Annotated in this window: 12 protein-coding genes; 6 read left to right on the plus strand and 6 right to left on the minus strand. The window is 41.1% G+C overall.

The window, feature by feature from the left end:
* Nucleotides 1-276: 276 nt before the first annotated feature.
* Complete coding sequence (locus tag Q0V26_RS00140; RefSeq protein WP_297474543.1) at nucleotides 277-1,743, minus strand: glutamate synthase subunit beta; 1,467 nt, start codon at nucleotides 1,741-1,743, stop codon at nucleotides 277-279.
* Nucleotides 1,736-6,283, minus strand: coding sequence for a glutamate synthase large subunit (gltB, locus tag Q0V26_RS00145; RefSeq protein ID WP_297474545.1), 4,548 nt, complete (start codon nucleotides 6,281-6,283; stop codon nucleotides 1,736-1,738). Before gltB ends, Q0V26_RS00140 begins: the two co-directional genes overlap by 8 nt.
* Nucleotides 6,284-6,803: 520 nt before the next feature.
* On the opposite strand from gltB, the gene Q0V26_RS00150 reads away from it, so the two are divergent.
* Together Q0V26_RS00150 and arcB are read left to right on the plus strand one after the other, a co-directional pair.
* The gene (locus tag Q0V26_RS00150; RefSeq protein ID WP_297474546.1) at nucleotides 6,804-7,751 is read left to right on the plus strand and encodes a TIGR01212 family radical SAM protein; all 948 of its coding nucleotides are present in this window, start codon (nucleotides 6,804-6,806) and stop codon (nucleotides 7,749-7,751) included.
* A gap of 142 nt (nucleotides 7,752-7,893) precedes the next feature.
* Nucleotides 7,894-10,248 carry an aerobic respiration two-component sensor histidine kinase ArcB gene (gene arcB, locus Q0V26_RS00155; protein ID WP_297474547.1) on the plus strand — a complete coding sequence of 785 codons (2,355 nt, stop codon included), beginning with the start codon at nucleotides 7,894-7,896 and terminating at the stop codon, nucleotides 10,246-10,248.
* Between the two features lie 62 nt (nucleotides 10,249-10,310).
* On the opposite strand, the gene arcA is transcribed toward arcB, so the two are convergent.
* Nucleotides 10,311-11,030: a two-component system response regulator ArcA gene (gene arcA / locus Q0V26_RS00160; protein ID WP_036796042.1), complete on the minus strand. Its 720-nt coding sequence runs from the start codon at nucleotides 11,028-11,030 to the stop codon at nucleotides 10,311-10,313.
* Nucleotides 11,031-11,637: 607 nt separating this feature from the next.
* Between arcA and Q0V26_RS00165 the strand changes: the two genes are divergently transcribed.
* Nucleotides 11,638-12,141 (plus strand): putative 4-hydroxy-4-methyl-2-oxoglutarate aldolase, encoded by a 504-nt coding sequence (locus Q0V26_RS00165; protein WP_297474561.1) that lies wholly within the window; start codon nucleotides 11,638-11,640, stop codon nucleotides 12,139-12,141.
* Here the strand turns inward: Q0V26_RS00165 and Q0V26_RS00170 are convergent.
* Together Q0V26_RS00170 and aceK are read right to left on the minus strand one after the other, a co-directional pair.
* Nucleotides 12,124-12,600: a hypothetical protein gene (locus tag Q0V26_RS00170; protein ID WP_297474563.1), complete on the minus strand. Its 477-nt coding sequence runs from the start codon at nucleotides 12,598-12,600 to the stop codon at nucleotides 12,124-12,126. The genes Q0V26_RS00165 and Q0V26_RS00170 overlap by 18 nt on opposite strands.
* A gap of 154 nt (nucleotides 12,601-12,754) precedes the next feature.
* Nucleotides 12,755-14,482, minus strand: a complete 1,728-nt coding sequence (gene aceK, locus Q0V26_RS00175) for a bifunctional isocitrate dehydrogenase kinase/phosphatase (RefSeq protein ID WP_297474566.1) — start codon at nucleotides 14,480-14,482, stop codon at nucleotides 12,755-12,757.
* Nucleotides 14,483-14,911: 429 nt separating this feature from the next.
* Here aceK and thrA point away from each other — a divergent pair, with 429 nt between their 5' ends.
* From thrA to thrC, 3 genes are read left to right on the plus strand one after another with little or no spacing between them, the layout of a single operon-like run.
* Nucleotides 14,912-17,371 carry a bifunctional aspartate kinase/homoserine dehydrogenase I gene (gene thrA, locus Q0V26_RS00180; protein WP_297474568.1) on the plus strand — a complete coding sequence of 820 codons (2,460 nt, stop codon included), beginning with the start codon at nucleotides 14,912-14,914 and terminating at the stop codon, nucleotides 17,369-17,371.
* 1 nt (nucleotide 17,372) lies between these two features.
* Nucleotides 17,373-18,329 carry a homoserine kinase gene (thrB, locus tag Q0V26_RS00185; protein WP_080158494.1) on the plus strand — a complete coding sequence of 319 codons (957 nt, stop codon included), beginning with the start codon at nucleotides 17,373-17,375 and terminating at the stop codon, nucleotides 18,327-18,329.
* Between the two features lie 2 nt (nucleotides 18,330-18,331).
* The gene (gene thrC, locus Q0V26_RS00190) at nucleotides 18,332-19,624 is read left to right on the plus strand and encodes a threonine synthase (RefSeq protein WP_297474571.1); all 1,293 of its coding nucleotides are present in this window, start codon (nucleotides 18,332-18,334) and stop codon (nucleotides 19,622-19,624) included.
* A 98-nt stretch (nucleotides 19,625-19,722) separates the two neighbouring features.
* Here the strand turns inward: thrC and grcA are convergent, their stop codons facing one another.
* Nucleotides 19,723-20,100 (minus strand): autonomous glycyl radical cofactor GrcA, encoded by a 378-nt coding sequence (gene grcA / locus Q0V26_RS00195; RefSeq protein ID WP_036796032.1) that lies wholly within the window; start codon nucleotides 20,098-20,100, stop codon nucleotides 19,723-19,725.
* Between the last annotated feature and the right edge of the window lie 40 nt (nucleotides 20,101-20,140).

Below are 20,140 nucleotides of genomic sequence, written 5' to 3' on the forward strand. Positions count from 1 at the left end.
ATTGCTAACAAATGATATTTATCATCATTAACTGTTTTTTATTGACTTTAACTGTCTGAAATAAATTAATATTAATTACAGCTGTAAGTTTGTTTGAGTGCTAGTTAAGGGTTAATAACTGTATTTTCAGATCAAAAAAGTACTAAATTTGGCGGGTGGTGAGGGTGAATGTTATAAAATTGTATAATAAAATAATCGTCTGCACTGTAATCAATAAAAAGCCAGCTTCGATGAGCTGGCTTTGAATTTTTTAATTGAATTAAATAATAATAAAATTTAAGAGAGCATCAATGAATTCGCTTTAGCTTCGAGATGGGAGTTGCCCATTAAGTAGTTATCAATCACACGAGCTGATTCTCGACCTTCATTGATGCATCGCACCACTAATGATTGTCCGGTTCGCATATCACCTGCGGCAAATACGCCAGCTTGGCTGGTGGCGAAATTGTGAGTGGCAACATTACCGCGATCATCAAGTTTAATATTCAATTGTGCTAACACGCCTGTTGGCTCTGGGTGTAAAAAGCCCATTGCTAAAAAGGCCATATCACAAGCGATTATGCGTTCAGTTCCTGCCACTTCTTCAAAGTTCGGTCTTGCACCAGGTTTGGCGTCTTGCCATGCAATATCAGCGATCCGTAGCCCTTTGACATTACCGTTACCATCATCAATAAATTCTTTAGTCAGAATATTCCAATAACGATCACATCCTTCCTCATGTGAGGTCGAGGTTTTCATGATCATCGGGTATGACGGCCATGGTTGATTGGCTGGGCGTTGCTCTGGTGGTAATGGCATGATTTCGACTTGAGTGATACTTGCCGCGCCATGGCGGTTGGAAGTACCGACACAATCTGAACCAGTATCGCCACCACCAATGACAACGACATGCTTGTTGTGTGCATGCACTTCAGCGGTCTTGAGATCCATATCGTTTGCACGGCGGTTATTTTGGGCTAAAAAGTCCATCGCAAAATGGACGCCATTAAGCTCACGCCCCGGAATAGGTAAATTACGCGGGACAGTTGAACCACCAGTTAGCAAAATAACATCAAATTCTTGGCGTAACTGTTGGGCGTTAATATCGACCCCAATATGAGCATTGACTTCAAATTTCACTCCGGCTTGTGCCATCAGGTCAATTTTACGATCAATAATATCCATCCCAAGTTTAAAGTCAGGAATCCCAAATCGCAGTAAGCCACCCACTTTTTCATCGCGCTCAAACACGGTCACAGTATGACCTGCACTGTTAAGTTGTTCTGCGGCGGATAACCCCGCAGGACCCGAACCGATAATAGCAATGGTTTTTCCTGTACGTGAACGTGGCGTTTTAGGTTTGGCATAACCGTTACGATAAGCGGTTTCAACAATGGTTTTTTCAATATTACAGATGGTGATTGGATCTTGATTGATGCCAAGCACACAACCACTTTCACAAGGGGCTGGGCAGACGCGTCCCGTAAATTCAGGGAAGTTGTTGGTTGAACTTAAAATGTTCCATGCTTCTTCCCAGCTATCACGATAAACCGCATCATTAAATTCAGGAATAATATTACCAATCGGGCATGCGTTATGGCAAAAAGGTACGCCACAATCCATACAACGTGATGATTGTTCTTGAATTTTGTCACCAAATTCATCGTTAAGGACAAATTCTTTATTATTCTGAATACGAACACTTGGATCTAACTTACTTGGCAGTTCACGGCCAAATTCTAAAAATCCCGTAGGCTTACCCATTGATGGCCTCCAACGTTTCCTTGTTGTGAGCGGCAGCTTGACGCTGTTGTAATACGGCTTTGTAATCCCTTGGCATGACTTTTATCATCTGCTTGAGGTTAGCCTCAAGATTAGATAAGAACAACTCTGCAACCGTACTACCTGTTAATTCAATATGCTTAGTTAACATCTCAAGTAAAACAGCTTTATCGTCAGCTTCGATAGGATCAATATCAACCAGTTCAGCGTTGAGTTTGGTTTCAAAATCACTAAATTGATCCCACACATAAGCGACACCGCCACTCATGCCCGCAGCAAAGTTACGGCCTGTTTGACCTAAAATAACGGCAACACCACCGGTCATGTATTCACAGCCATGATCGCCAATGCCTTCGACGACTACTTTCGCGCCTGAGTTTCGAACACAGAACCGTTCACCTGCAAGGCCACGAATATAAGATTCGCCAGAGGTTGCACCGTAGAAACACACGTTACCGACCACAATATTATCTTCAGCAATAATATCGGATTGACGATCAGGGTAGAGAACGAGTGTACCGCCAGAAAGGCCTTTACCCCAATAATCATTGGCATCGCCTTCGACGGTAAAGTGAACCCCTTTAGCAAGGAAAGCTCCAAAACTTTGCCCCGCAGAGCCGTTAAATTTGACCGTCATCGGCAGTGGTAAGCCTTGGTCTTTATAGACTTTTGATATTTCATTAGACAGCATAGTGCCAACACTACGATCGGTATTGATTATCGGTAGTTGTGCGGTAACCGCTTCACCTGTAGTTAGTGCCGGTTGTGCTAATCGAATCAAGGTTCTATCAAGTACGTTTTCTAAACCATGATCTTGCTGGCGTTGGTTATAAATACCATCTTCAGCTCGTGGCGGTTGAATGTGCAGTACAGGGCTAAGATCGAGGTTTTTGTATTTCCAGTGGCCGATATCATCACGCAATTTAAGCTTCTGCGCTTGGCCAACCATTTCATCAATGGTGCGGAAACCGAGTTCAGCCATCACTTCACGTAGACCTTCGCCCATGTATTGGAAGAAGGTGACGACATCTTCGACGCGACCATCAAAGCGCTCACGGAGGGTTTTATTTTGAGTCGCAATCCCCACTGGGCAGGTGTTTTTATGACACTTACGCATCATGATACAGCCTTCAACCACCAGTGCAGCGGTTGCTACGCCCCATTCTTCAGCACCGAGTAAGGTTGCAATTGCAAGGTCACGTGGGGTTTTCATCTGGCCATCAGACTGCACCACTATCCGGTTACGTAAACCATTTTTAAGTAAGGTTTGATGGGTTTCGGCAAGACCAAGTTCCCATGGCAAACCCGTGTGACGAATCGATGACATTGGTGATGCACCTGTACCACCGTCAAAGCCTGCAATTAACACCACATCAGCTTTGGCTTTGGCGACACCAGAAGCAATGGTTCCAACACCTGCTTCTGAAACCAATTTGACGTTAACACGACCGCCACGGTTAGCATTTTTCAAATCATAGATTAGCTGAGCTAAATCTTCGATTGAGTAAATATCGTGGTGAGGTGGTGGTGAAATAAGGCCGACCCCAGGGGTTGAGTGACGGGTTGCGCCAATCCAATCATCGACTTTATCGCCCGGCAGCTGTCCACCTTCCCCCGGTTTTGCTCCCTGTGCCATTTTAATTTGCAGTTCAGCAGCATTGGTGAGGTAGTATGAGGTAACCCCAAAACGACCAGACGCTACTTGTTTAATCGCTGAACGTTCCCAATCACCGTTATCTTTTTTATCAAAACGAGTAGGGTCTTCACCCCCTTCGCCTGAGTTAGATTTAGCGCCAATGCGGTTCATTGCCACAGCTAAGGTTGAGTGCGCTTCATAAGATATCGAACCAAAGCTCATTGCACCCGTTGCGAAGCGTTTAAGAATATTATCAAGTGATTCAACCTCATCCAATGCAATTGAAGCGGCTGGATTGTTGACAAAATCTAACTGGCTACGCAATGTCGCAGCATTGTCACCTTGTTCATCAACCGCTTTGGCATACAGCTTAAATTGGTCATAATCTTTGTTACGGGTTGATTGTTGTAGTAATGAAATCGTTTCAGGGTTAAATAGATGCTTTTCACCGCGTTGTTTCCACTGATAGACGCCGCCCACATCAAGGATTTGTAGTGGAATTTCACGGGTCGGATAACCGACACGGTGGCGTACTAATACTTCTTGAGCAATATCATCGATGGTTAATCCTTGAATACGGGTAACGGTACCGGTGAAGTATTTATCAACCACAGATTTGCTGATACCTAGGGCTTCAAAAATTTGCGCGCCATGATAAGACTGTAGTGTTGAAATCCCCATTTTAGAGAAGATTTTTAGTAGTCCGCCGTTAACCCCTTTACGGTAGTTATTAAATAAAGTATCGGTTGGCAGCTCTGGGTCAAGTTTTCGTTTATGTTGTAAATCGACCAGTGTTTCCGTGACCAAATAAGGGTTAATTGCATTAGCACCATAACCAATAAGGGTCGCAAAATGGTGGGTTTCACGGGCATCACCAGTTTCAACTACAATGTCACATTTAGCGCGTAAGCCTTTGCGGATCAGGTGATGGTGAACAGCACCTACAGCTAACATCGCGGGGATGGCTGCATGGTTAGAGTTAACTGCGCGGTCGGTTAAAATAATGATTGAGTAACCATCAACAACCGCATCTTCAGAGTACTGACAGATACGCTTTAAGGCGCGATCAAGTTTGCCTTGTTCGCCACTGGCTCGGAACACAATATCCAATGTTTTTGATTGCAGGTGTTCGTTATCAATCGCACGAATTTTTTCTAACTCAGCATTAGATAATACTGGTGATTCGAGCTCAACTTTATGACAATGTTCAGAGGTTTCTGTCAGTAAATTTTGATCTTTACCAAGGTAGGTATTGAGTGACATCACCATTCGTTCACGGATAGGATCTATCGGTGGGTTGGTTACCTGTGCGAACAGTTGCTTAAAGTAATTCGATAAGTGTTGTGATTGGTGTGACAACACCGCTAATGGCCAGTCGGCACCCATTGCGCTAAGTGGTTCATAGCCTGTATTGGCTAACGGTACGATAATATCGTTAACTTCTTCTGAGCTAACCCCAAAAGCTTGTTGATGATGTAATAAACGCTCAGGGGTTGGCTGGTGGTACATGTTGTCAGCATCTGGCAGTGTTTTTAGTGTCAGTAGATTATCTTTGATCCATTGTTCATATGGCTGTGAGGTCGCAATACTATCTTTGACTTCTTCGTCTGAAATAATACGACCTTGTTCAAGATCGGCAACGAAGATACGCCCAGGTTGTAAGCGGCCACGGAACTGTACATTTTCGGGGGCAATTTTTACTACCCCTGATTCTGATGCCATGATCAGAAAATCATCTTTAGTGACGGTATAGCGTGACGGTCGTAACCCGTTGCGATCTAATGTAGCACCGACTTGTACACCATCAGTAAAACAGACAGACGCAGGGCCATCCCACGGTTCCATAATATTGGCGTGATACTGATAAAAAGCGCGCCGCTTAGGATCCATGCTGGTGTTTTCTTGCCATGCTTCAGGGATCAACATCATCAAAGCATGCGGCAAACTACGGCCAGAAAGTACTAATAGCTCAAGTGCCATATCAAAGTTGGACGAATCTGAACTGCCTTCCTGACAAATTGGCAGCAACATACTGATTTCTTGGTGGCTAAATAAGTCAGATTCAAGAATGGCTTCACGGGCTTTCATCCAATTAAGATTACCGCGAACGGTATTGATTTCACCGTTGTGGGCAATGTAACGGAAAGGTTGTGCTAATCGCCAGCGAGGAAAAGTGTTAGTTGAAAAACGGGAATGCACTAACGCTAAGGCGGTGACCATTGCTGGGTTGTGTAAATCAAGGAAGTATTGTGGTACTTGGGCTGTCGTTAACTGGCCTTTATAGACTAAGGTTTTATATGACAGTGAGTTGATGTAGAAGTCATCATCAATATTGGACACGCTTTCTAAACATACGCGTACGGTGTAGTTCCGTAGCACGTAAAGTTTACGCTCTAAGACAGCAGGGTCTAAATTGGTGCCACCGGTAATAAAAACATGTTCAAATTGAGGTTCAGTGCTGAGTGGATCCTCACCGATCATTGAATTATCGACCGGAAGTACACGGTAACCAATAATTTCTAGATCAAGACGTTTTGCATTGCGCTCAAGAATATCACGACATTGCTGACGTTTATGTTCGTCTTTAGGAAATAACACCACGCCGACACCATATTGTGCAAAAGCGGGTAATTTCATCCCTAGCTTAACGGTTTCTTCTAATAAAAATTCGTGGGGCTTTTGCAGTAAGATGCCTGCTCCATCACCACTACTAGGGTCACAACCTTGACCACCACGGTGCTCCATACGCGCGAGCATATCGAGAGCTTGAGTGACGATCTGGTGAGATTTACGGTTTTTAAGGTGGGCAACAAAGCCGATACCACAGGCATCGTGCTCTAATTCAGGCACATAAAGTCCCTGACTGTTAAGCTCTTGAGCTGTCATAGATACATCCTTCCAGTTACATCAAACCATATTCCTAAGGCTTGGTTATCCCTAATTTATTTACACAATCAATTCGCATTGAGATGGACTCCTGTCCTGCATCCTTGATGTGTGTTTGTGGTGATGACACCGCATCATTCACAAACTTAATTCTGCTGTATTACGATTATGAATAACAAAACACGTTATTCCTGCCAAAATAGCCATATAAACCACACTAAAACAGCATGATTTTAGTGTTTTTTTTGTTTATAAATTGCACACAAGTGTAACCATCCTACAATTTTGGTACATTAATTACCAATAAAAATTAACATAATTAACGTGTAGATAAAGTATTGAAAACACCAATAATGGTGCGCAAATAAGCACATTAAAAGTAAAAAAGATCCAGTATAGAGCGGTGATTTTTTGTTTTAGCACAATTTACACCATGATGATTGATGATATGTTGCGGCTCTTTTGTTTATTGGTCTGCGTTGACGTAGATTACTCATTGTTTTAAACGCTAGGTAATACCATGCAATTGCATCAACTCGTCAATACTTTTGGGCAAGACCTTCAACATCGTTACGGTGAAAAAGTTCATAAACTTACGCTACACGGTGGCTTTAGTTGCCCTAACCGTGATGGCACTATTGGTCGCGGTGGCTGCACATTTTGTAATGTTGCGTCATTTGCTGACGAAAAAAATCAGTTCGTGCCAATTCAACAACAACTCACGGCGCGTGCTGGTGAGGTGCATCGCGCGAAGCGTTATTTTGCGTATTTTCAGGCTTATACCAGTACCTATGCTGAAGTTCAAAGTTTGAAAAAGATGTATGAACAGGCATTAATATCGGCTGATATTGTAGGTTTATGTGTGGGTACTCGTCCTGATTGTGTGCCTGATGCGGTGTTAGACTTACTGGCTGGCTGTGTAGAACAAGGCTATGAGATTTGGCTTGAGTTGGGTTTACAAACTGCGAATGATAAAACCCTTAAGCGTATTAATCGTGGTCATGATTTTGCTTGTTATGCTGCGATTACTCAACGTGCTCGTGCGCTTGGTATTAAAGTGTGCACTCATTTAATTGTTGGGCTACCCGGAGATACTAAGGCCGATAATTTGATGACTCTAAACAAAGTGGTTGCAGTTGGTGTTGATGGTATTAAATTACACCCACTACATATTGTTGAAGGCAGCAAGATGGGGCAAGCTTTTAAAGCGGGCAGATTACAACCGATTAGTCTTGAACATTACACTGATATCGCGAGCGAGATGATTCGTCTAACGCCGGCAAAAGTGGTTTATCATCGCGTTGCTGCAAGTGCTCGTCGACCAACATTACTCGCGCCGATGTGGTGTGAGAATCGCTGGCTAGCCATGACTGATATTGGATGTATTCTTGATAACCAAGGCGCACAAGGGAGCGCTATCGACGATCCTTTTGTTTATCAATTACCGATATTACATAATAATGTTTAAATGGGGCCTACGTTCAGTAGGCTTTTTTGTGCGCCACAATAAAATTTTACTGCTTTCGTTTAGGTGCTAGTGGCGAGAGCGATTATTATAAATAGCAGTATTCGCCATCATGGCGAGGTTGTTTTTCTATTGGTATTCATTGATGAAACAAGTCAAAATTTTAGCCCAGTTTTATGTTGATCTTCTCGTTAAGCTTGGTATTTTCCGGTTTAGTTTATTATTAGCAGCTGCGTTAGTGGCATTAGCATTAGTTGTACAAATTAGTGTGACGCTGTTGTTACAAGGATCTATGCGTGAAGTTGAGATTATACGTTCTGTTACCTTTGGTTTATTTATTACTCCTTGGGCGGTGTATTTTTTATCGGTGGTGGTTGATCAATTAGAAGATTCTCGGCAACGATTATCACAATTAGTTACCAAGTTAGAACAAATGCGCGCCCGTGACATGGAGTTAAATCAACAATTACAGGCGAATATCTCACAGTTAAATTCTGAAATTGAAGAGCGTGAAAAAGCAGAAGAAGCGCGCGAAGAGGCGATGCAAGACTTAGAAAATGAAGTCTATCAACGTGAAAATGCCCAATTAGCTGTGGCTGAAAAAAGTGCATTATTGAAATCGTTTTTAGATGCGTCGCCTGATTTAATTTATTATCGTAATGAGAAAAATCAGTTCTCTGGCTGTAATCGCGCCATGGGGGAGTTGGTAGGAAAAAGTGAAAAAGAGTTAGTAGGATTAACACCATGGGATGTTTATCCTGCAGAGGTCGCTAAACGTATTCTTAAAACCGACCAAGAATTATTTGATGATAATACTGCTATGACTGATGAGCAATGGTTGGATTACCCTAATGGTAGAAAAGCATTATTTGAGTTACGCAAAGTGCCTCTTTATGATCGAAATGGAAAACGTTTAGGCTTGATGGGGTTTGGGCGTGATATTACTGAACGTAAAAAATATGAAGATGCTCAAGAAAAAGCCAGTAGTGATAAAACCGCATTTATTTCGACTATCAGCCATGAATTACGTACCCCACTTAATGGCATTGTCGGATTAAGCCGAATGTTATTAGAAACTAAACTAACAGATGAACAACGTGGTTATCTAAGAACGGTACATGTTAGTGCGATCACTCTGGGTAATATTTTTAATGACATTATTGATTTAGATAAATCAGATCGTCGACGTTTAGAGCTATTACCACAACCATTAGACTTTTCTGAGTTTATTGATGAAATTGGTAATATCTCACAATTGATGGCAGAACAAAAAGGGCTTCGATTTGATTTAGAATGCCTTACTCAATTACCTAAAAATATACAAGTAGACAGTACACGCTTGCGGCAAGTGCTGTGGAATTTAATTGGTAACGCCACTAAATTTACTAAACAAGGTGGGGTGGTGTTGTCTGTAAGTAGTGAAATTCATGAGCACGACGCCAATATTATTTTTGAAGTTGAAGACAGTGGCATTGGTATTCCAAAAGCCGAAATAGATAATATTTTTGCGATGTATTATCAAGTTCAACAAGGGGATGATAATTTACATGCGGTTGGAACAGGAATTGGGTTAGCGGTGTCACGGCAATTAATTCAATTAATGGGCGGGGATATTTACGTTGATTCTGAACTGGGTGCGGGCAGTACTTTTACTGTTAAGATTAAAGTGCCATTAATTGAAACCGTAGTAGAAGAACATGTGGTTAATGAAGTACTCCCTGAAATGACAGGGTTAAGTATTTTCATGGTAGAAGATATTGAACTGAATATTGTGGTGGCGAAATCATTACTTGAACGGTTAGGGCATGAGGTGACGGTAGCAATGCGTGGTGATCAAGCATTAGCAATGTTTAAGCCTGAAGATTATGATTTAGTGCTATTGGATATTCAACTACCTGATATGACAGGATTTGATATTGCACAAAAGTTACGTCAACAATATCAAGATTTGCCTGCGTTAGTCGCATTAACGGCTAACGTTGTTAATGATAAAACTGAGTATCTAGCAAAAGGTATGGATGAGGTACTTAATAAACCGTTAAGTGTTAAAGCGATTACTCATGTTATTGAAAATCTTGTTTTAAGTTGTAGCCATGAAATAGACGAGAATGACGATAGCCTTGATAGTAGTAATACTGCTCAAACTAATATGATAGATACGTTATTAGATTTAGAGATGCTAACCTCATACGTTGAAATCGTCGGTACCGAGCCGGTATATACCAGTATTGCGATGTTTGAAAAAATGATGCCTGACTATTTGGCTATCTTAGATTCAAATATGACCGCAAAAGATCAAGATGGTATTAAATTTGAAGCGCACAAGATCAAAGGTGCTGCGGGCTCTATCGGTCTTAAACATATTCAGCAAGTGGCGCAGATGGCGCAATCACCTGAGTTACCTGCATGGTGGGAAAATATTAATGACTGGGTGGATGAAATTAAATACAGTTATCAAGATGATATAAATGTATTGAAAACATGGCTAAAGCAGCAGTAATTAATAACAAAAAAGGCACCTAGAAGGTGCCTTTTTATTTGATTACTGGCTTGGAAAAGAGATTACTCTTCGCCTAGATCACCACAAAAACGGTAACCTTCACCGTGAATAGTCGCGATGATCTCTGGTGTATCTGCAACTGATTCAAAGTGCTTACGAATACGACGAATTGTTACATCAACAGTACGATCATGTGGCTTAAGTTCGCGACCAGTCATTTTCTTTAATAAATCAGCACGTGTTTGAATCTTACCTGGGTTCTCACAGAAGTGCAGTAGAGCACGGAACTCAGAGCGTGGTAATTTAAATTGTTCGCCACTTGGACTAACTAAAGAACGGCTGTTAATTTCTAATGACCAGCCATTAAACTCGTAACGCTCAACCAATTTTTTATCTTCAGTTGGAAGACCTTGGTTCATTGCACGAGTTAATAGGTTACGAGCACGAATAGTTAATTCACGTGGGTTGAAAGGTTTTGTGATGTAATCATCAGCACCAATTTCAAGGCCTAAAATTTTATCAACTTCGTTATCACGACCAGTCAAGAACATCAGTGCCATATCACCTTGTTCGCGAAGTTCACGAGCAAGTAGAAGACCATTTTTTCCTGGAAGATTAATATCCATGATAACTAGATGCACAGGGTTTTCAGAAAGCATCTGGTGCATTTCTGCGCCATCATTTGCTTCGAATACAGTGTAACCCTCTGCTTCGAAAATACTTTTCAGGGTGTTACGTGTTACGTGCTCGTCTTCTACAATCAGAATGTGAGGGGTTTGCATTTTGGCAGTACCTAATATCAGAAACTAAATCTGGTTAATCACAGAATAGTTAAATTCTATAAAAAAAATTCACATATAGGCAAAATGTTTAAATAAACACCTTATTGTTACAGCCTATGTGGTACACCATCCTTTCATTCAACATGTATTAGATGTTGAAATCCCCCATAAAACTTGGGGTGCTGGCTACAATCTCCCTGATAATGCGACAATTGTATTCACTTAACAGCTCGCTAACAATGTGGAGAGCTTATTTGATGTCGATTATTTATATGTTTGTTGATTTACATCAATCAGCGAGAAAAACATTTGTTATATTTCGAGTTTAGTCAACTTTTATACCTGAATAGATAAAAAGTGTCATGATGGTAATCATAATATACAAAACCTAATACCATTGACTAATATTTAATCTTAATGATAATAAAAAATACAACATATAGTTCATCTTTCTCTAAATATTGTAACAGTATCAGTTAGGCTTGGCACTCATTAAGGTTGATGGATTTCAGTAAAAAAGCTCTCATTAATTAATATTGCGGTTATTGTTACGAAATACGGTCAATTTTGCCTGTTTTTGTTTATTTAATAGTGATGGGAAAGGCTAATGAAGGATTTATTACCAGATTTATGTGATTACTATGCACAAGATATTCGTTTTTTACCGTTAACGTTACATGATTATGGGTGCGATACGCCGTTTTGGGGGCAAATAGTAACCCTGCGCTGTTTTGAGGATAACAGTTTAGTGCGTAATCTATTATCAACCGATGGCCGAGGTAAGGTGCTATTTATTGATGGCCATGGCAGTTGTCGACGTGCATTGCTGGGAGATCAGCTGGCGTTATTAGCGATAAAAAATAATTGGCAAGGGATTATTGTTCATGGTGCTATTCGAGATGTTGCAACCTTGGCACAATTGTCATTAGGTGTGAAAGCGCTAGCGGCATGCCCTATTAAAACAGATAAACGGCAGATGGGAGAACATAATGTCGTGCTCAGTATTGCGGACACGTTAATTTATCCTAATGATTATATTTATGCGGATTTAAATGGCATTATTTTGAGTAGTACTGCGTTAGATGTGAGTGTATTAAAAACTGAATCCTAAGCCGAGCTCAATTATTTTCTCAAGCTCAGCATAATCAACCGTGGCCCGCACATTTACTTTTTGTGAGACGTCGTATTGGCTACTCAGCTCTAATCCTAATGAGGTTTGATTATTGATGGTGTCTGATGTAATAGCACTATTAATACTTATTCGTGGTGATACAGAATATTTAACACCAGAGGTTAATCCACTTGTTGCGGGTTGACGATCGGTACTGGTGGTTAGATGGGTGCTAACATAAAGCTGAGTGTTATCCGTTACTGAATAAGCGTAGCCACTGTCTATCTGCCATATATCAAAACGTTGCTGACGTGATTGTGACGATAAAAACCATCCTGATGTGAGTTTTTTACCCCCATTATAAGTTAGGTTGGTGTCTATCGGTATTGCCGCTTGTGCTGTTACGGACATGGCTAAAAAAATAAGTACTCCCACAATACTTATATAATATTTGATCATGCTCACTCCCATCACACCGACATTATTTTAAATAGTAGGCCATATTACGAAGAGAGTAAGTGTTATAACTGATAAATACTCATCAAGTAGCGTATTCATGATCATAGCCACAACTTAGTCGTAATATCTCCGTTATTACAATCACCAATGACGGTTATTTTTTAGGAAGCTGAATATGTAGCCGATGACGGGCATGATAAGGAAAAACATCAGGATATAGTTCTTGATTAATATTGTTCTGCAAGTGCTGCCAATAACTGGCTTCAAACAGATCTTGATGTAATTCATTAAACAGATTTTTTACTTTAGGATTGATCAGTAAAAAGGTTCGAAACTCTTCTGGAAAAACATCATTAATTCCAACGCTATACCAAGGTTCGGCTGCCATTTCATCTTCGAGATAACGTGCTGCCGGAATCTTTCTAAAATTCATTTCACTCATGTAGGTAATTTCATCATAGTCATAAAACACCACTCGCTTATGTCGCGTTACGCCAAAATTTTTAAATAACATATCCCCTGGAAAAATATTAGCGGCGGCGAGTTGTTTAATCGCATTTCCATATTCATTAACGGCGTGGCGTAAGTCAGTATCATTTGCTGTTTCAATATAAATATTAAATGGAATCATTCGCCGTTCCATATACAGGTGTTCAATTATGATCTCATCATCGGTGAGGGTCACGATAGAAGGGGCGATAGTGAGTAGTTCTTGAATAAGTTCATCGCTAAATCGGTGACGTGGAAAGCTAAAATGACGATATTCTTGTGTATCGGCCATTCTACCGACACGATCATGTTCTTTGACTAATTGATATTTTTGTTTAACAACGTGAGGGCTAATGTCTTTTTGTGGAGCGAATTTATCTTTAATTATTTTAAAAACAAAATCATAAGATGGTAATGTAAACACCGACATTACCATGCCTTTTATTCCAGGAGCGATAATAAATTGGTCGTCAGAGTGTGCTAAATGATCTAAGAATTGGCGATAAAATTCTGTTTTCCCATGCTTTTGGCACCCAATGGCAGTATAAAGCTCAGCCAAATTTTTATTGGGTAACAGTTGAGCTAAAAAGCGCACTAAGGCTGCGGGGGCTGGGCTATAAACCATGAAATAAGAGCGCGCAAAGCCAAAGATAACGCTAACATCATTGACGTTACAGATACCCGCATCTAATAACAATTGACCATTATGATTGAGTATTGGCAGTACTAAAGGCCGTGATTCACCATTTGAAAAAGTCAGTTTACCGACCAGATAAGCGGCTTTATTACGGTAAAAAGGCTCACGAATTTGTTCTAAGGTTAGGTGTTGATCAAGCCGCTCACCTAACTCAGCTTCTAAGTGGGTCACCAGCAATTGAATATCACGTTGTTTATCATTCCAATCAAGCGTAAAAGGCTGATCATCAAGCATTCTTTCGATCATTACCGCAACGGTTGTTTGCACTCGATAATGACGGGTTAATGAGCTGGGATAGGTAGGTATACGGTGTTGTTGTGAGCTATGAACAAAGATATTATCGCGGTTGATATTACGATGCTTGAAAATACGGCAATACACCGAATTAAAAAAACTTTCGGCAATATCATAACGTGGATAATCAACCAATAAATTCTGATAAGCCTGTTTCACGGCAGTCAGACATATTTGATTTGCGTATTGTCCTCCAAGCATGATCTGAATCTGATTGGTAACTAATTCCACATGATGATCATAAAAACTAATACGGGTTTTTAATGCTTGGTGCACTAACGTCCATTGTTGGTGTTCAAATCGTTGTTGCGCCTCGGCAGTGACGTCAAGAAAGCGGCCAAACATGGCATCTGAGCCTTGTAAAATAGTATGTGCGATCAGTGACTCCATGGCTGCACTCATCAGTTTATCCTTAATGATGACAATTTTATTCTTTGCTATTTACTATGCAATGCTCTGTAGCTGACTGCAAATATTATTGTTGTTTTTTTGAGCGGTGAAGTGCGTCGTATTGCAGATGTGTACGACGTATGTATTCTGTAATAATTGTAAAAACTTTATTGACTCTATATTACATTCCATGTAATCGTAAGGTAACAGCGTGTAAATATAAATGACAGTTATGACAAATGTATCCCGTATCGTTATCACCACCACCATGATTATTACCATTGACATTACAGGTGTTGATGCGGGCTGATATGCGCAAAATTACAATAAGCCCGCAACTCATTAAGAGCTGCGGGCTTTTTTTTTAAATTTAAATTCATCAGTGTTGAGTAATATTTATCGAGAGATAAATAGTTCAGGATAGTCACTCGGGAGTAGGGAATGCGAGTATTTAAATTTGGCGGATCGTCACTAGCAGATGCAGAACGATTTTTAAGAGCGGCAGATATTATTGCCAGCAATGCCAAGCAAGGCGAAGTTGCGGTGGTGTTATCAGCGCCAGGTAAGGTTACCAACAATTTAGTTGCGGTGATTGAGAGTGCGGTAACAACCGGTGCTGCAGCTCAGCAAATAGCAACATTAGAAACGGTATTTAATGATCTTTTTCATGGTTTAAAAGCACGTGAACCAAAGTTAGATCATCAGACATTAGAGAGCAAATTAGCCACCACGATTGAACAACTACAACAGTATGTTCACGGTATTCGGTTATTAGGATTATGCCCAGATAATGTGTATGCCAAAGTGATCAGTAAAGGTGAGCGGCTATCAATTGTAACCATGAAGTTGCTATTGGAAGCCAAAGGTCAGGCGGCAAGTTTGATTGATCCCGTGCAGTATCTCCATGCCGAAGGTGACTATCTTGAAGCTCATGTTGATATCGAGGTATCAACACAGCACTTCCAAAATAATCCATTACCCGCAGACCACGTTTGTATCATGCCAGGTTTTACTGCCGGTAACGCTCAAGGTGAATTAGTCACTTTAGGCCGTAATGGTTCTGATTATTCAGCCGCCGTTTTAGCTGCTTGTTTGCGCGCGGATTGTTGTGAAATTTGGACAGATGTTGATGGGGTTTATAGTTGTGATCCACGTTTAGTACCAGATGCTCGCCTGCTTAAATCATTAAGTTATCAAGAAGCGATGGAGTTATCTTATTTTGGGGCATCAGTATTGCATCCCAAAACCATTGCTCCGATTGCGCAATTTCAAATCCCATGTTTAATTAAAAACAGTTTTAATCCACAAGGGGCTGGCACGCTTATTGGTCAAGATACGGGTGAAGATAAGCTTGATATTAAAGGTATTACAACCTTAAAAAATTTGACCATGGTTAACGTTTCCGGTCCGGGAATGAAAGGCATGGTTGGTATGGCTGCGCGTGTCTTTGGTGCGATGTCAACCGCCGGCGTCTCGGTGGTGTTGATCACGCAATCTTCATCTGAATACAGCATTAGTTTTTGTATTGAAACACAGGATAAGACGATTGCTAAAAAAGCATTAATTGCCAGTTTTGAGCTTGAATTAAAAGAAGGTTTATTAGAGCCGGTTGAGTTTAGTGATGATTTATCAATTGTGACGTTGGTTGGTGACGGTATGCGAACCTCACATGGTGTTGCATCGCGTTTCTTTACGGCGTTAGCAGAAGTCGATGTCAACATTGTAGCGATTGCACAAGGGTCATCTGAACGTGCTATCTCTGCGGTTATTCCTCAAAATAAAGTATCAGAAGCGGTTAAAGCGTGTCATGAGAATTTATTTAATAGCCAACATACGTTAGATGTGTTTGTTGTTGGTGTTGGTGGCGTTGGTGGTGAATTAATTGATCAAATTCACCGTCAGCAACAAAAATTAGCGCAAAAAGGGATTGTGATCCGTGTCTGTGGCATGGCGAACAGTAAAGGGTTACTGCTTAACAGTAATGGCTTTATGCTAGATAGCTGGCGTGATCTGATGGGGGCGGTTAATGAACCATTGCAATTACAACGTATGGTTGAGTTAGTCCGTCATAACCATATTATCAACCCCGTGATTGTTGATTGTACGTCAGATCAAACTATTGCCGAGCAATATACCGATTATCTTGCGGCAGGTTTCCACGTTATTACCCCTAATAAGAAAGCCAATACTGCTAGCATGGCGTATTACCAACAATTGCGCCAAGCTGCGCGAGTTGGTCATCGTAAATTCATGTATGACACCACTGTTGGTGCTGGCTTACCTGTGATTGAAAATTTACAAAACTTGCTGGCTGCAGGTGATGAATTAGTACGTTTCTCGGGTATCTTATCTGGCTCTTTATCTTACATCTTCGGTAAGTTAGATGATGGCATGAGTTTCAGTGAAGCGACCACAGTTGCACGTAATAATGGCTTTACTGAGCCTGATGCTCGTGATGATCTCTCTGGTATGGATGTTGCGCGTAAGTTACTGATTTTGGCTCGTGAAGCTGGGTTAGAATTAGAACTTGAAGATGTGGTGGTAGAACAAGCATTACCGCCAGGTTTTGATGCTTCGGGTTCTGTTGATGACTTTATGGCTCGTTTGCCTCAAGCCGATGTCTATTTCTCTGAACTGGCTGCGACCGCAGCAAAAGAAGACAAAGTATTACGTTATGTGGGTGAGATTGATCATGGTAAGTGTAACGTTAAGATTGTTGCCGTAAACCCTGATGATCCGATGTTTAAAATCAAAGACGGTGAAAATGCATTGGCGTTTTATAGCCGTTACTACCAACCGATTCCTCTCGTCTTACGTGGTTATGGTGCCGGTACGGAAGTGACTGCGGCAGGTGTCTTTGCCGATCTAATGCGTACCTTAGGTTGGAAGCGAGGTATATAACATGAGTGTCGTTGTTTATGCGCCAGCCTCGATTGGCAATGTCAGTGTCGGTTTTGATGTGTTAGGTGCTGCGGTTTCTCCTATTGATGGTTCTTTATTAGGAGATCGAGTTGAAGTCGCGGCAGGAACATCGGCATTTAGCCTGCAATGTGTCGGCGCTTTTGTGGATAAGTTACCGCCACAAGCACAAGACAATATTGTGTATCGCTGTTGGCAAGTGTTTGCACGTGAATTGGATCATAAAGGTATTCCATTATTGCCGGTGGCTGTCACATTAGAAAAGAACATGCCAATTGGTTCTGGCTTAGGCTCAAGTGCGTGTTCTATTGTGGCCGCGCTTGAGGCGCTAAACCAATTCCACCAACAACCATTAACCAGTAATGAATTATTGACGTTAATGGGGGAAATGGAAGGGGAGGTTTCAGGGAGTACCCATTACGATAATGTTGCGCCTTGCTTCTTAGGTGGATTGCAATTTATGGTCCAAGAAATGGGGATTATTAGTCAAGCGGTGCCTTGTTTTGATGATTGGTATTGGGTTATGGCATATCCTGGTATTAAAGTGCCAACAGCTGAAGCGCGTGCCATTTTACCCGCTCAATATCGACGTCAGGATGTGATTGCTCATGGACGTTATTTGGGCGGGTTTATTCATGCTTGCCACTCACGACAACCTTTGTTAGCCGCTAAAATGATCCATGATGTTGTGGCTGAGCCTTATCGTGAAAAATTATTACCACGTTTTCATCAAGCTCGACAATATGCGTTAGAAGCGGGGGCGATTGCGAGTGGTATTTCAGGTTCTGGGCCAACGATGTTTAGTATCTGTACCAAGCTTGAGGTTGCACAGCGGTTAGCTAATTGGCTAGCCGATAATTATGTTCAAAATGATCAAGGATTTGTGCATGTTTGTCAGCTGGATAAACAAGGTGCAAAAGTTACAGGGAGTGAGTTATAACCATGAAGTTGTATAATCTTAAAGATCACCAACAACAAGTGTCATTTGGTCAGGCAGTGCGCCAAGGTTTAGGTCGTCAACAAGGCTTATTTTTTCCAGCACAATTACCACAACTGGGTGATATTGATGCTTTGCTCGCAATGGACTTTGTGAGTCGTAGTAGTAATATTTTATCAGCATTTATTGGTGATGAGCTGAGTCGTGAGATTGTGACTCAAATGGTTGATAGTGCTTTTCAGTTTCCAGCACCTATCAATAAAGTAAAAGACGGCGTGTATGCATTAGAGCTGTTTCATGGTCCGACATTAGCATTTAAAGACTTTGGTGGCCGTTTTATGGCGCAATCTTTAGCTGCGGTAACTGATAGTGACGGTAACATTACTATTTTAACGGCAACATCAGGAGATACAGGTGCCGCGGTTGCTCATGCTTTTTATGGTATGGATAATATTCAAGTGGTGATTTTGTACCCCAAAGGCAAAATTAGCCCACTACAAGAAAAATTGTTTTGTACCTTAGGTGAAAACATTACTACTGTTGCGGTTAATGGCACCTTTGATGATTGTCAGGCATTAGTTAAACAAGCTTTTGATGACGCAGAGTTACGGGCTGATATTGGTCTAAACTCAGCAAACTCGATTAATATCAGTCGCCTAATGGCGCAAATTTGTTATTACTTTGAGGCTGTATCACAATTATCAAAAGCAGAGCGTGAACACCTCGTTATTTCCGTACCGAGTGGTAATTTTGGTAATTTAACCGCAGGTCTATTAGCGAAATCATTAGGTTTACCGGTTAAACGCTTTATTGCTGCCACGAATGTAAATGATACGGTTCCGCGTTATTTACACACTGGAGAGTGGGCACCAAAGACAACTGTTGCCACGATCTCAAATGCGATGGATGTTAGTCAGCCAAATAACTGGCCACGTATTGAAGAGTTATGTCAGCTCAATGACTGGGGATTAAACGAGATCGGGTATGGCGCCGTTGATGACCAACAAACCGCGGTGACATTAAAACAAATGTATGCCGATGGCTATTTATGTGAGCCACACGGTGCAATTGCTTATCATGTTTTAGAACAACAATTAGTCAAGGGGGAAACGGGCATGTTCTTGTGTACCGCACATCCAGCTAAATTTAAAGATGTGGTTGATAACATTCTTAGTACTGATTTGCCATTACCTGCACCGCTCGCAAAACATAATGCATTGCCACTATTATCATTAGAAACTGCTAATGATTTTGCTACAATTAAGACAATTTTATACTCGGTTCAACCCGTTGTATAATGTGACATAAGTAAATCATGAGACAAAAAAGGAGCCAGTGGCTCCTTTTTTTATTACAGCATCTTGCTCAAATCAAGACACTCACACTAGGCTATAAATTATAGGCTGCTAGTGAAAGTACGAGCGATAACGTCTTGCTGTTGTTCTGTTGTTAGTGAGTTGAAACGTACAGCATAACCTGATACACGGATAGTTAGCTGTGGGTATTTTTCTGGGTGTGCAGCTGCATCTAGTAGTGTTTCACGCTTAAGAACGTTAACGTTTAGGTGTTGACCACCTTCGATTTTAGCTGGCGCTTCGATAGCTAGTTCACGGTACTCAATGTCACCAAGATCTGCTTGTGCGATAATTTGGTCAGCATCGTAGCTACCAGGTGCACAAACACAACGCGCTTCATTAGACTCGCTATCTAGGATCCAGATTGAGTTTAGTAGATCATCGTTTGCTGCTTTAGTAATTTGAATACCAGTAATCATAACTTTTCTCCAAGAAAATTATTGTTAATTTATTCGTTTT

The organism is uncultured Photobacterium sp. (genome assembly GCF_947039875.1).
GTDB lineage: Bacteria > Pseudomonadota > Gammaproteobacteria > Enterobacterales > Vibrionaceae > Photobacterium.